A 14230-nucleotide genomic window follows, 5' to 3' on the forward strand; every position below is an offset into this window, starting at 1 on the left:
ACACCTTCCCCGTCGCGACAAGTGGCATGTTTGTCGCGCGGACCCTCCGTGCCGTCCAGATTCCGTCCGAACATTCGATTACCACATTGTTTCGGGATAGCAGACACGGATAGAGCCAGGAGCTGGCAGTGTCAACGAAAGAAGTCGTTTCGTCGGGTAGGCATGCGGCCCGACCGCCTGATCAGCAGACCCGGTCCCGCGAGTTGTTCGTCATCGCGGTCGACCCCGAGACCTCCTTCCCGGGCGATCCGTTCGTCGCGCGGCTGCGGTCGGAGATCGGCGACACCGCCGACCGTGAGTCGCTGCCAGCAGCACTGGACGGGCTGCGGGACGAGGCGGTGCGCTGGTCGACCGCCGAGTCTCGCCGGTTCGAGGAGTTGGGCTCCACGGCCACGGCTCCGCCGGCCACGGAGTCCCTGGTCCGCCGCACCGCGCTCGCGGCCGCACCACTCGCGCTGCGGTCCGGGGCCTGGTTGCAGTGGCAGAGTGCGCCGGGCAACGCGGACGACGCGACGACGTTGCGCATCCTGACCCTGTACGCCTCCGACGTCGGTGTCGGCCGGCCGCAGGACTCGCGCGGCAGCGTGTACCTGGCCCTGCTCCGTCACCTGCACCTGTCCGAGCACGCGGTGCCGGTGGCCCGGCTGGTGCACGACCCCCGGGTGGCCGACCACCACTTCTGTCTGCCCGCGACCCTGCTGGCCATGAGCAGGAGACCGGTCGAGTTCCGCCCCGAGATCATCGGCGCCGACCTGTGTCTGCGTACGGTCGGACTGCTGCCCGCTCTGCGGTTGGTGCGGCAGGCGCATCCGCAGCTCGTGGAGTGGAGCGCGATCGATCCGTCCGCTGCCCGGGACGGTGAGACGCGGACCGGGCTGGAGCTGTGCCTGGACGTCGTCGAGCACGGTTTCGACGACGCGGAGCTGGCCCGGGTGACCGACGGTTTCCGGTGGGCGTTCACCGTGCTGAGGCGGTGGAGCACGGGTCTTCTCGCCGAGTTGGAGGAGGCCCTCGACCCGGCGTACGAAATGGCCGAGCTGCTCCGCCACCGGGCGCGGGAAGGCGCCGTCTACCACCGGGACTTCACCGTGGCGGACCGTCCGCTGTCGAGCTGGTTGGAGGAAGCTCGGACGGATCCGCGCGGGTTGCTGGCCGAGCTGGCCGCCAGCCGCCTGGTCAAACCGGGCCGCTCCGCGCAGAGTCCGCTGGTCAACGGCCTCGTCGGGGAACGCGGCCCGATGTTCCGGGTGTTCTCCCCGGCCGACCTGGTCGTCATCCGTCGCTGGATCGACTCGCTCCCCACCGGGCAGCCGGAGCGGGCTCGCCCCGGGCCGGTCCACGAGGGGCAGACGGTCTCCCCGGAACTGCTGGCCTCGGTCACGGTCGTCGCGGTCGGTCCGGTCGCGGGCGACCGGGAGCCGGCTGACATCCGGGAGGCGTACCACCTGCTCCAGCAGCGGACGGACACCCCGGCCGTCCGTCGGTTCGCGGTCGACTACGTGCGGGGCTGGCTGGCGCGATCCCGGCACAACATGGCGACGGACCCGCAGCGGCTGCCCGACGTGTGGGGCCGGGAGGGACTGCGTCCCTGGCTCGTCGAGCAGCACGACCGGCAGGGGCGTGACTTCGAGGAGTCGGCCGGCGCGCCGATGCCGACGCGGGAGGATCTCGTCGACTCCACCGTGCAGTTGGCCCCGTTGACGTTGATCGACGGCGCCTGGCTCCAGGGATTCACCGACTACGAACACGCGGCGTCGGAGCAGGGCTACTTCCTGTTCGAGACCTACTGGGACGAGCTAGGCAACGGCGTACCACGGATGAACCACCCGTTGATCTATCGGGAGGTGCTCGCCGAGATGGACGTCCAGGTGCCACCGACGGCGTCGCGGGAGTTCGCCGAGTGGGACGGGTTCCGGGACGAGTCCTTCGAGCTCCCGGTGTACTGGCTCAGCATCGGGCGCTTCCCGCGTACGTTCATGCCGGAGATCCTCGGGCTGAACCTGGCCATGGAGCTGTCCGGCGTCGGCGGGACGTACCGCCGGGCCCGCCAGGCGCTGAAGAGGTACGGGTTCTCCACGAAGTTCGTGGACATCCACAACACGATCGACAACGTCGCCACCGGGCATTCCGCCTGGGCCGCCGACGCCGTCGACACCTATCTCGCCTCGCTGCCGGTGTCACACGGCGCGCAGGCGGTCACCGAGGTCTGGGACCGGGTACGCACCGGGTTCCGCTCGCTCAACCCACCGACCGGTCTGCTGGCACGACGGGCGTTTCGCCGCGCGCGCAAGGCCAGCAGGTCACTTGCCGCCATCTGACCGTCCACCCACCCACACCCACGATCGAGGGGAACGCCAGTGGGAAAGCTGGTTCTGGGGTTGTCCGCCTATTACCACGACAGCGCGGCGGTGCTGGTGCGGGACGGCACGCCCATCGCGGCCGCCCAGGAGGAGCGGTTCACCCGCAAGCGCCACGACCCGGCCTTCCCGGCCGAGGCCGTCAGGTACTGCCTGGCCGAGGGCGGCGTCACGCTGCGCGACGTGGACGCGGTCGCCTACTACGAGGACCCGGAGCTGAAGTTCGGCCGGGTGCTGACGAGCTTCGCCGGCTCGGCACCGTTCTCGCTGGAGGCGTTCACCAGGGTCCTGCCCGAGTGGATGTCCTGGAAGCGCGACACCATCGGAGAGGTACGCCGGTCGTTGGCGTCGCTGGGGTCGGCCGAGGTCCCGGAGATCAGCGTACGACGGCACCACGAGTCACACGCGGCCTCCGCGTTCCTGCCCAGCCCGTACGAGTCGGCGGCGGTGCTCTGCATCGACGGCGTCGGCGAGTGGGCGACCACCACGCTGTGGCACGGGCGGGGCAGCGAGCTGCGCCAGGTGGCGGAGATCCGGTACCCGCACTCGTTGGGCATGCTCTACTCGGCCTTCACCTACTTCTGCGGGTTCAAGGTCGACTCCGGCGAGTACAAGCTCATGGGACTGGCCCCGTACGGTGTGCCGCGCTACGCGGACGTGATCCGGCAGCACCTGATCGACGTCAAGGACGACGGTTCGTTCCGGCTGAACATGCGCAACTTCGAGTTCCTGCGCGGTCGCGTGATGACCGGCCGTGGGTTCGAGCGGTTGTTCGGTGGCCCCCGGCGCGAGCCGGAGAGCCCGCTGACCGAGCGCGAGTTCGACCTGGCCGCCTCCGTGCAACTGGTGACCGAGGAGGTGGTGACCCGGCTGGCGCGGACCGCCCGCGAGCTGACCGGGGAGACCAACCTGTGTCTGGCCGGCGGCGTGGCGTTGAACTGCGTGGCCAACGGCAAGGTCGTCCGGGAGCGACTCTTCGACTCGGTGTGGGTGCAGCCGGCCGCCGGTGACGCCGGGGGCGCGTTGGGTGCCGCCCTGATGGTCGCGGCGGAGTCGGGTGCGCCCCGCGCGCACCTCGCCGAGGGCGGCGACGGGATGTCCTCCGCCCTGCTCGGTCCCGCGTTCGACGACGAGGAGATCGCCCGTTTCCTGGACGACCTGGGTGTGCCGTACACCCGGCTGGCCGAGGACGCCATCGCCAAACATGTGGCGGAGGAGTTGGCCACCGGCAAGATCGTCGGCTGGTTCCAGGGGCGGATGGAGTTCGGGCCCCGGGCTCTGGGCGCCAGGTCGATCATCGGTGACCCGCGTGACGTCGACATGCAGTCGACGATGAACTTGAAGATCAAGTTCCGGGAGTCGTTCCGACCGTTCGCGCCCTCGGTCCTGGCCGAGGACGTCGAGGAGTACTTCGACCTGGCCCAGGAGAGCCCGTACATGCTGATCGTGGCGCCGGTCGCCGGCCGGCAACGCCGGGAGGTGTCGGAGTCGGCGACGGCCACCGGGCTGGACCGGCTCAAGGTGCACCGGTCGACGATTCCGGCAGTGACCCACGTTGACCATTCGGCGCGGGTGCAGACGGTCACGGCCCGGTCCAATCCGGCCTATCACCGGCTGTTGACCTCGTTCAAGCAGATCACCGGCTGCCCGGTGTTGGTGAACACCTCGTTCAACGTCCGGGGTGAGCCGATCGTGGCCACTCCGCACGACGCCTACCAGTGCTTCATGCGCACCAACATCGACCTGCTCGCGATGGGCAACTTCCTCCTGCACAAGGCCGACCAGCCCGCATGGCGGGAGCAGGGCGACTGGCGCGACGAGATCGCCCTGGACTGACCGACCGCTTCCGCACCGACGAGGGTTGATCATGAAACTTCTGTGGATCCTGGCCTATCTTCTGATATTCGTTCCGGTTGGTATATTCTTCCGGGTGTTTCGCGATCCGCTGCGCAGAAAGCTGCAGCCGGAGCTGAACACGTACTGGGATTTCCACGAACGGCCGCTGTGATTTCGGCTGCCCATTATCCGAAGCAGGAGAAAAGACGTGATCGACGTCAACGCAGGGCTGGGCATCGCTGCCGTCGCCCTGGCAATGGTGCTCACCCCCGGGCCGAACATGATCTATCTGGTGTCCCGGTCGATCACCCAGGGCCGCCCGGCCGGCCTGGTCTCCCTGCTCGGGGTCGCCGTCGGCTTCTTCGTCTATCTGCTTGCCGCGGTGACCGGCGTCTCGGCGGTGTTCGCGCTGGTGCCCGCGCTCTACACGACGATCAAGATCGCGGGTGCGTGCTACCTGCTGTGGCTGGCGTGGAACGCCCTCAAGCCCGGCGGCCAGTCCGCGTTCGCACCCAAGGACCTGCCCGTCGACGGACCCCGGAAGCTGTTCACGATGGGCCTGATGACCAATCTGCTCAACCCCAAGATCGCAGTGCTGTACGTGTCGCTCCTCCCGCAGTTCGTCGACCCGGCCAAGGGCGACATCGCGGCGCAGAGCCTTTCCCTGGGGCTGATCCAGATCACGGTGGCACTGACCGTCAACTGCCTCATCGTGCTCACCGCGGGTTCGGTCGCCGCCTTCCTCGCCCGGAAGCCGGCCTGGCTGCGGGCACAGCGCTACATGATGGGCACCGTTCTGATCGGCCTCGCGGCGAGCATGGCATTCGACCGGACGGAGGCATCGGTACCGCAATAGTCGATTCCGGCAACGTCGGGCAATTACTGCGTGCCGCCGAGCGACTTCCTGACTACGTGAACGGTGGCGAACTCGCCGCCTATTCGAATCGTGGGATCGACGGAAAGGCGAGGAGCACGCTCCGATGAAGCCGCACATTCTGATCATTCACCGTTGGCGCGATCACTATGCGGGGTACGCGGAATACCTCGATCACGACCTGCACCACGTCACGTACGTCTGCACCGAACTGGCCACGGCCGCCGTACCCGCGTCGGCTGCGGCCGTGGCGCTCGTCGCCGCCACCGACCGCATGGACCTGGTGAGCGCCGCCGCCGACGGACTGATCGCGCGATTCGGCGTCCCGGAACGGATCGTCGCCCTCAACGAGGGCGATCTGGACACGGCGGCCGAACTGCGGGCCCGCCTGGCGGTGGCCGGTGACCGGCCCGACCGGCTGGCCCGCTTCCGCGACAAGCTGGTGATGGCGCAGACCGTCGTGCGCGGCGGCGTCGCCATCCCGGCGTTCGCCGACGCACCGGACACGCAGGCCGTCGTGCGGTTCGCGGACTCCCACGGCTGGCCGTTGATCGTCAAACCGCGCCGGGGCACGGCCAGCCGTGACGTGCTGCGGCTGAACTCGGTCGACGACCTGGCCGCGCTCGACCGGCTGCCGCCCGAACCCCGGATGGTGCAGACCTTCTGCCCGGACCAGGTCTTCCACATCGACGGCCTGTGGACCGGCACCGAGCTGGGTCCCTGGCGGGCGTCGCGCTACGTGAACACCTGCATGGAGTTCGCCGCCGGGGACGTGCTCGGTTCGGTGGAGGTGGACGACGCCGACCTGCTCGGTCCGCTCGGTGGGTTCCTCGCCGACGCCTGCGCCGCCTTCGGTGACGCACCGTGGGTGTTCCACATGGAGGCGTTCGTCGGCACCGAGGCCGACGGCACCGTCCGGATCAACTTCCTGGAAGCGGGCTCCCGGGTGGGTGGCGCCGAGATCCCGTTCGTCTGGCGCGAGGTGCACGGCGTCGACCTGATGGAAGCGGCGATCCACATCCAGCTCGGCCGCAGCCCGATCGTGCGGCAGATCAGCGACCAGCGGGTCGGCGGATGGCTGCTGGTGCCGACGCCGGTGCCCGCGCCCTGCCGGATCACCGTCGCGGAACTCGACCTGCCGGAGGCCGAATGGCCGTACGCCCGGGTGATCCCGGCCGTCGGCACCGAGATCCCGAAGGCCGGCGGCTACGAGCACGTCGGCGCGCGGTTCCGGTTCTCCGGGGCAGCCACCGACGACGTGGAGAAGGCGATCCGGCGTACGGCAGGCCAGCTCTGGTTGGAGTGCGTGCCCAGCCGGTCGGACCTGCCGTCGGCACGCTGACGCCACGATGAGCACCTCCGTGTCCTGCGTCCACCAGCAGCGTGGCCCGCTCAGCAGCGCCGAGTCCGCCGCGTACGAACACGCGGTGCTGGGCAGTCGGCTGCACGCCGACCGTCCGCCGCCGGAGATCGGCATCAGCCGGGGCGAGTGGGCACACGCCTGCGAGAACCTGGTCCGGCGCCGCCTGCTCTCCCGTGCCGAGGACGGCGGCCTGACCGCGGTGCATCCCGACGTCGCGTTGAGCATCCTCAACGCGCCGCTCACCGACGAGATCCGCCAGCGGGAACAGGCGATGGCCGCCAACAGCCGGGTGCTCCAGTCGATCGGCCAGCGGCTGGCCGAGTACGGCCGGCAGCACGACGGCGTACGGGTCGTCCAGGGCGAGAAGGCGATCCGCGACGAGATCGACTCGGCGATCCTGCGCTGCGCCACCGAGATCCTCTCGCTGCGTCCGGGAGGTCCCCGGTCGACGGACCAGTTCAGCGCCTCCGAGGCGTCGGTGACCTCGATCTTCGTACGTGGGCTGCGGTGCCAGTTCGTGTACCACCACACCGCCCGCGCGAATCCGGGCCTCGCGGCCCGGGCCAAGGCGGTGGCGGCGTACGGCGGGGGCATCCGCACCACGGCGGCGAGTTTCGAACGTCTGATCATCTTCGACCGCCGGGTGGCATTCGTGCCCGTCGACGCACCGGGGACGGCGGATCACGCGGCCGCCGTGATCTCCGACGACGTGGTGGTGGAGTACCTGCACCGCACGTTCACGCACCTCTGGGCCAACGCGATCCCGCTCGAACTCGCCGAGGACCAGATGGACGAGGTGTCGCTCGGCACCCGGATGGCCATCCTCCGGCTGATGGCCGCCGGGCTCAAGGACGAGGCCATCGCCAACCGGCTGGGCATGGCGCTGCGCACCTGTCGACGGCACATCTCCTCGATCCTCAAGGGCCTCAACGTGTCGAGCCGTTTCCAGGCCGGCATCAGGATCGCCCAGCTCGGGATCCTCGCCGACGAGGTGGCCGACTCCGACCAGTCCGGCCGGACAGACATCAGTCCGCTCTGGTGACCCCCTGCACCTCTGCCCTCCCCCTTCCGACAAGGAGAACCGACGACGTGAAACTCCACCGCGAGATCCTGACGCCGCAGATGGTGCAGTACGACGACTTCTCGTCCCGTGGGGAGACCCAGTACCTGCCGTACCTGATGTACTTCAACCGGCCGGACTACCGGTCGGAGGCGATCAACACCGACCGGCTGGGCTTCCGCATCTCGCACGGCGTCGACGAGCAGGCCTCGGTCGGCAGCACCCTGCCCGACGGGCCGGTCCGCCTGCTGGTCGGCGGTTCCGTCCCGCTCGGGTACGGCTCCACCAGCGACGCGACCACGATGGCGTCGCGGTTGTGGACGAAGCACGCCTCGTCCCGTCCGTGGCTCACCTATGCCGGCCACTGTTACAACTCCACCCAGGAACTGCTGCTGTTCCTGCTTTACCGGCACCTGCTGCCGCCGGTCGAGGAGGTCGTCATCCTCAGCGGCTTCAACACCCTGGTGATGTCCCGGCTGGTCGAGATGCACCGCGCCGACCAGGGGCCGTTCTATTTCTGCGGCGAGTTCTTCGAGCAGATGGAGGAGGTACGGGCCCGGCACCGCAAGACGTCACGCGGTTTCGGTCGCCGGGCCAAGCCGGCCGTACCCTCCTGGCCGTCGCCGGACGAGGTCCGTCCCGAACTCGACGACGCGATCGCCAGCGCGGTCGACCTGGTCGGCCGGCACCTCGCGAGCTGGCAGGTGCTCGCCGCCGCCACCGGTGCCCGGGTCTCCTTCGTGTTGCAGCCGATGGCCACCTGGCTGCGGGCCGAGCCGGCGCCCGAGGAGAAGCTGATCTTCGACGAGCTGGACCGGATCTCCAAGCTGGGCACCTGGGAAGCCCTCTACGGCGACGTCTCCTCGGTGGCGGCCGGGCAGCGCTACGCCGACGCTCTCGCACCGGCCTGCGAGCGGCAGGGCGTCCGCTTCGTGAACCTCAACCCGGTCCTGCGCGCGGCGGTGACCGACAAGTCCTGGCTGTACGTCGACCGGGCCCACCTGACCGACGAGGGCAACGACATCGTCGCCGCGCTGCTCGCCGATCAGCTCGGCCTGTCCTGAGCCGGCAGCGATGGCCGGGCAACCCCTCAACCCCACGAGAAGGTGCGGAACGCAATGTTCAGAGTAGCCGTGATCGGAGGCCGTCCCGCCCCGATCAAGGGAGCCCGTGACCTGGGCGTCGACGTCGTCCTGGTGCACCAGCCGGGGCAGTACGAGGAGTCGATCCGTCCGCACTGCGAGCGGATCGTGCACGCCCCGCTGGCCGACGGCGAGGCGATGCTCGACGTGCTGCGCCCGCTGCACTCCGAGCGCCCCTTCGACCGGGTGCTGACCGTCTCCGAGCCGTGGGGTGTGCCCACCGGACACGTGGTGGACGGCCTGGGCCTGCCCGGCACCTCGGAGAAGACGGCCCGCCTGCTCAAGGACAAGGCGCTGATGCGCGAGCGGCTCGCCAAGTACGACCTGAGCCCGGTCCGCTACCGGGTGGTGCGGACCGAACGCGAGGCGCGCGACTTCCTCGCGGAGGTCGGCGGCCCGGTCGTCCTCAAGCCGGTCGACGGCGCCGCCAGCCGGAACATCCTGCGGGTGGCGGACGCCACCGAGCTCGGCCACGCCTGGCGTGTGCACACCGAGGCCGGCAACACCTCGGTGCTCGCCGAGGAGTTCCTCTCCGGCCCGGTGGTGAGCGTGGAGTCGTTCTCCTTCGGCGGTCGGCACCTGCCCGTCGGCTACTCCGAGTACCTGGTCAACTCGTACCACGTGGAGTGGCAGGTCAGCGTGCCGAGCCGGCTCGTCGAGCCGTACCTGCCGGAGCTTCGGGACCTCACCGTGCGCCTGCTGGACGCGGTCGAACTCACCGAGGGCCCCTCACACAGCGAGTTCGTCCTGACCGAGCGGGGTCCCCGCGTGCTGGAGTCGCACGCCCGGATGGGTGGCCACGCCATCCCGGAGCTGGTCCGCCGGGCCTACGGCCTGGACCTGGCCCGGATGTGGCTGACCGTGCCGCTCGGCATCGACGCGTTGCCCGCCGAGTCTCCGCAGCCCACGGCGGGTGCCGCCATCCGCTTCCTGCGGCCCGAGCCCGGTGAGATCCGCGCCGTCACGGTCGCCGAGGACATCCCGGCGGTGGTCAAGCGGGTACCGCCCGGCGAGTTGGCCGACGTGTACCTCCCGCTGCTCGGTGAGCTGGTCGACGTCCCGGTCGGCGCGGTCGTGCACAAGAACCCCGGCGACGTGATCACCCCGATCCAGACGCTCGCCGACTGCAGCTCCGGCTACGTGCTCGCCACCGGCGCGGACGCCGAGTCGGCGGTCGCCACCTGTGTCCTGGTCGACCAGCAGATCCAGTTCCACACGTGACGCTCCTTCGGCACCACGACTTCCGGCTGCTGTGGGTCACGCAGACGCTGGGGCAGTTCGGCGCGCACTTCAGCCGGGTCGGACTGCCCCTGGTGGCGATCCTGGCCCTGGACGCGACCGCGTTCGAGGCCGGGCTGCTGGCGACGTTCCAGACCGTGGCCTTCCTCGTGGTCGGCCTGCCCGCCGGGGCGTGGGTGGATCGGCGGCGCAAGCGTCCCGTCATGATCGTGGCGAACCTCGGGCGCGGTCTGCTGTTGGCGTGGGTGCCGGTGGCGGCCTACCTGGACGTGCTGTCCCTGACCCAGTTGTACGTGGTCGCGCTGGGCGTGAGCGTGGGGACGCTGCTGTTCGAGACCGCATACGTGAGCTACCTGCCGCTGCTGCTCGAACGCGGGCAGTTGGTCGAGGGCAACGCGAAGTTGGAGAGCACCCGGTCCGTCGCGCAGGTCGGCGGTCCCACGCTCGGCGGCTACCTGGTCCAGTGGTTGGGGGCGCCGCTCGCGGTGCTCACCGTCGCGGGCGGCTATCTGGCCTCGGCGGTGGTTCTCTGCGGGATCCGGATGCGGGAGGCGGTTCCGGCGCGTGGCACCGACCGCCACCTGGTCCGGGAGATCCGGCAGGGGCTGTCGTTCGTCTTCGGACACCGGTCCCTGCGCGCCCTCGCCGTCTCGGGTGCCCTGTTCAACCTCGGGGTCTTCGTCACCGGGACGGTGGTGGTGGTCCTGCTCGCCCAACAGTTGCGCATCGCGCCGGGAACGGTGGGACTGTGGTTCGCCGTCGGCGGGATCGGCGGGCTGGTCGGGGCGTTCGTCGTCCGGCGGGTCAGCGCCCGGATCGGGCCGGGGCCGGCGGTCTGGGTCGGCATGGCGGTGGCCGGCGTCTCCGGTCTGGTCGTGCCGCTCGCCGACGCCGACTGGCGACTCTGGCTCGCCGGGGCGGGCAACGCGTTGGTCTCCACCGGCCTGGTGATCAACAACGTGAACAGCATGGCGATCCGCCAGCAACTGTGTCCGCAGGAGTTGCAGGGCCGGATGAACGCCACCATCCGGTTCCTGATCTTCGGGGCCATGCCGATCGGCTCGTTCCTCGGCGGTTTCCTCGGCGAACGCATCGGGCTCCGGGAGGCACTCTGGGTGGGGGCCGCACTCAGCCTGGTAGCCGTCCTGCCGGTCTACTTCTCGCCGCTGCGGACCATGCGTGGCCACCCGGGCGACGACGATCCGGGTACGCCTCGGGACAGTGCCCCACCCGGACGCCGGGCGCGTCCACGCGACCCGGACGGCGTGGGTTCTCGATGAGCCGGGCTTCCGTCCGGCCCGCCGGGTGTGTCATCCTGACTCCAACAGTTCTAGAACAGTTGGAGTCCACGTGACCGACCTGACCGTGCTGCCCAACGGCAGCGTCATGGCCGATCCCGGCGAGCGCGGCAGATTCGGCGGGCACGGGGGTCGCTTCGTCCCCGAGTCGCTGATTCCCGCCTGCACCGAGCTGGAGGCGGCGTTCCGGGAGGCGTGGGCGGACCAACGCTTCCGCCGCGACCTCGACCGACTGCTCGCGGTGCACGCCGGACGCCCGACCGCGCTCACGCCGGCTTGGCGGCTCTCCGAGGAACTCGGCATCAACGTGCTGCTGAAACGGGAGGACCTCGCCCACACCGGCTCGCACAAAATCAACAATGTGCTCGGCCAGGCCCTGCTGGCCCGCCGGATGGGCAAGACACGGCTGATCGCCGAGACCGGCGCCGGCCAGCACGGCGTCGCCACGGCCACCGCCGCCGCGCTGCTCGGCCTGGAGGCGACCGTCTACATGGGGGCCAAGGACGTCGAGCGCCAGGCGCTGAACGTGTTCCGGATGGAGTTGCTCGGCGCCGAGGTCGTCCCGGTCACCGGCGGCAGCCGCACCCTGAAGGACGCCACCAGCGAGGCGCTGCGGCAGTGGGTCACCCGGGTCGACGACACCCACTACTGCATCGGCTCGGTGATGGGCCCGCACCCGTACCCGTGGATCGTGCGGGAGTTGCAGCGGGTCATCGGCGAGGAGGCGCGCGCACAGTGCGCCGCCGAGCTGCGCACCGGCGTGCCCGACTACGTGGTGGCCTGCATCGGTGGCGGCTCGAACGCCGCCGGCACCTTCGCCGGCTTCGTCGACACCCCGGCCCGGCTCGTCGGCGTGGAGGCCGAGGGTGGGGCGGCGGTGGCGTTCGGCCGGGTCGGCGTGCTGCACGGGTTCCGCTCGTACGTCCTCCAGGACGAGCACGGCCAGGTCAGCGAGGCGCACTCGATCGCGGCCGGGCTCGACTACCCGGGCGTGGGTCCGGAGCACGCCTTCCTCAACGACTCCGGCCGGGCACGGTACGTCACCGTCAACGACTCCGAGGTCATCCCGGCGGTCCGGCGGCTGGCCCGCACCGAGGGGATCCTGCCCGCCCTGGAGTCGGCCCACGCCATCGCCTGGGTGATCCGCGCCGCGGAGAGCGGCGAGCTGCCGCCGTTCAGCACCGTGCTGGTCGCGCTCTCCGGCCGTGGCGACAAGGACATCCACACCATCCGGGAGAGCGCATGAGCGGCAAGCTGCTGGTCCCGTACGTGACCGGGGGCATCCGACCCGACTGGACCGGGTACGTCGAGGCGTACGCGCACAGCGGCGCGGACATGATCGAGATCGGGCTCCCGTTCTCCGACCCGATCCTCGACGGGCCGACGATCCAACAGGCGTCCTACCGCGCCCTGCAACAGGGGGCCACGGTCCGGTCGATCCTCGACGATCTCGCCGAGGTGCACGTCGACGTACCGCTGATCGCCATGACGTACTACAACCTGGTGATGCACGACCCGTCGTTCTGCGCGGACCTCGCCGCGGCCGGGGTCAGCGGGCTGATCGTGCCCGACGTGCCGATCGACGAGGTGGACGACCTGGCGGCCAGTGCCACGGCGGCCGGGGTCGACCTGGTCCTGCTCGCCGCTCCCACCACCCCCGGCCCTCGGCTGGCCGCCATCGCACGACGCAGTCGCCGCTTCGTCTACGCCGTCTCGGTGATGGGCACCACCGGTGAGCGCGACCGGCTCGCCGACGACGCCGTCCGGCTCGCCCGCGACCTGCGGGCCCTGACCGACCTGCCGGTGCTGCTCGGCTTCGGCATCTCGCGGCCTGCGCACGCAGTGGAGGCGGCCGAGGCCGCCGACGGTGTGGTGGTCGCCTCGGCACTGATGCGGATGGTTCTCGACGGCGCGGACCCCGCAGAGGTCGGGGCCGTGGTCGCGGAGTTCCGCGCGGCGTTGGACGAGGTGGGCGCGCCAGTTCCCGGGTGACCGCGAGCCGGGCGGGTGCCCGGTGCGGCCGGTCGCCGACCGTGGGCCACACTGGGCACCGGCACGGCCGCAGGGACGGGAGACACCCATGGGTGAGGCGACGGCGGGTGGGCGACCGACCGCGCGCTACCGGCAGATCGCGGCCGACCTGGCAGCCCGGATCCGGCAGGGCGAGTACGAGCCCGGCGAGGCGCTGCCGGCGCAGCGGGACCTGAGCACCCACTACGGCGTCACGCTGATGACGCTGCGCCAGGCCCTTCAGGAGCTGTCCGAGCAGGGACTCATCGTCCAGCAGGCCGGGCGGGGCACCTACGTCACACCGGTCCAGGCCGCGTACCGCGTGGACACGCTGCGCAGTTTCACCGAGGACCTTCGCGAGCAGGGCCACGACGTGGTCACCCAGGTGTTGTCCGGTGCGATGCGCCGACCGCCGGCCTGGGTGGTCGATCGGTTCGGCGACGGTGGCGGCGAGCGTGCCCTGCGGCTGGAACGGCTGCGCCTGCTCAACGGCCGTCCCGCCATCCACCAGGTCTCCTGGGTCCGCCCGCCGTACGCAGCGGCGATCCGGGACCGCGACTTCGTCCGGACGTCGCTCTACGCCGCGCTGGCCGACGCCGGGGTCGCCATCCTGCGCGCCTCGGAACGGATCGTCCCGTCCCTGCTCGCCGCGCCGGCCGCCGGGCACCTGCGCCAACCGCCCGGCAGTCCCGTCTTCGTCAGCGAACGGACGACGATCGCCCTGGACGGGACCGCCGTGGTGGTCGACCGGGCGGTGGTCGTCGGCGACGCCATGGAGATCCGTGCCGAGCGTGCGGCGACGCGGTTGTCGGTCCGGTGGGGCGCGGTGCGCTCCCCGGCCGCGCCGGGCGACGGCACCCCGTAGGACCTGCCACCTCCTGCCGGTGAGCAGAGACGGCAGCAAGGTGCCTGGCCACTTCTGGCCTCCGTGACGGCGTTGTTACCCGCTGTCGCCGTGCGGCATCGTGAGGTCTCGGGTGTACGACGACTGGGCGTGGCACCTGATCCGACCGCGAGTTGGTGATTCGCGGCGACCCCTCATGATCGGAGC

At 70.5% G+C, this 14230-nt stretch carries 12 protein-coding genes; all 12 read left to right on the top strand.

The annotated features are described in order from the left end of the window. Positions 1-128 precede the first annotated feature (128 nt). The 12 genes from ABT008_RS24190 to ABT008_RS24245 all read left to right on the top strand — a co-directional run bounded on the left by ABT008_RS24190 (position 129) and on the right by ABT008_RS24245 (position 14044). Positions 129-2318, top strand: a complete 2190-nt coding sequence (locus ABT008_RS24190) for an iron-containing redox enzyme family protein (protein ID WP_350698681.1) — start codon at positions 129-131, stop codon at positions 2316-2318. A 39-nt stretch (positions 2319-2357) separates the two neighbouring features. Further along, entirely contained in the window at positions 2358-4193 is a 1836-nt protein-coding gene (locus tag ABT008_RS24195; protein WP_350698683.1) for a carbamoyltransferase family protein, read from the top strand. Between the two features lie 31 nt (positions 4194-4224). Further along, complete coding sequence (locus ABT008_RS24200; protein ID WP_350698685.1) at positions 4225-4365, top strand: hypothetical protein; 141 nt, start codon at positions 4225-4227, stop codon at positions 4363-4365. A 36-nt stretch (positions 4366-4401) separates the two neighbouring features. Next, positions 4402-5049 (top strand): LysE family translocator, encoded by a 648-nt coding sequence (locus tag ABT008_RS24205; RefSeq protein ID WP_350698687.1) that lies wholly within the window; start codon positions 4402-4404, stop codon positions 5047-5049. A 124-nt stretch (positions 5050-5173) separates the two neighbouring features. Next, positions 5174-6409: an ATP-grasp domain-containing protein gene (locus ABT008_RS24210; RefSeq protein ID WP_350698689.1), complete on the top strand. Its 1236-nt coding sequence runs from the start codon at positions 5174-5176 to the stop codon at positions 6407-6409. A 7-nt stretch (positions 6410-6416) separates the two neighbouring features. Continuing rightward, positions 6417-7472 (top strand): helix-turn-helix transcriptional regulator, encoded by a 1056-nt coding sequence (locus ABT008_RS24215; RefSeq protein WP_350698691.1) that lies wholly within the window; start codon positions 6417-6419, stop codon positions 7470-7472. Between the two features lie 47 nt (positions 7473-7519). Beyond that, positions 7520-8554 carry an SGNH/GDSL hydrolase family protein gene (locus ABT008_RS24220; protein WP_350698693.1) on the top strand — a complete coding sequence of 345 codons (1035 nt, stop codon included), beginning with the start codon at positions 7520-7522 and terminating at the stop codon, positions 8552-8554. Between the two features lie 54 nt (positions 8555-8608). Then, on the top strand, positions 8609-9853 hold the full coding sequence (locus ABT008_RS24225; RefSeq protein ID WP_350698695.1) for an ATP-grasp domain-containing protein: 1245 nt from the start codon (positions 8609-8611) through the stop codon (positions 9851-9853). Beyond that, positions 9850-11151, top strand: coding sequence for an MFS transporter (locus tag ABT008_RS24230; protein WP_350698697.1), 1302 nt, complete (start codon positions 9850-9852; stop codon positions 11149-11151). Before ABT008_RS24225 ends, ABT008_RS24230 begins: the two co-directional genes overlap by 4 nt. Positions 11152-11221: 70 nt before the next feature. Beyond that, positions 11222-12415, top strand: coding sequence for a tryptophan synthase subunit beta (gene trpB, locus ABT008_RS24235; protein ID WP_350698699.1), 1194 nt, complete (start codon positions 11222-11224; stop codon positions 12413-12415). Continuing rightward, on the top strand, positions 12412-13161 hold the full coding sequence (trpA, locus tag ABT008_RS24240; protein WP_350698701.1) for a tryptophan synthase subunit alpha: 750 nt from the start codon (positions 12412-12414) through the stop codon (positions 13159-13161). The genes trpB and trpA overlap by 4 nt, the downstream gene beginning before the upstream one ends. An 88-nt stretch (positions 13162-13249) precedes the next feature. Continuing rightward, entirely contained in the window at positions 13250-14044 is a 795-nt protein-coding gene (locus ABT008_RS24245) for a GntR family transcriptional regulator (protein ID WP_350698702.1), read from the top strand. Positions 14045-14230: the final 186 nt, after the last annotated feature.

It is taken from the genome of Micromonospora sp. NPDC002389 (assembly GCF_040296095.1).
Lineage (GTDB): Bacteria > Actinomycetota > Actinomycetes > Mycobacteriales > Micromonosporaceae > Micromonospora.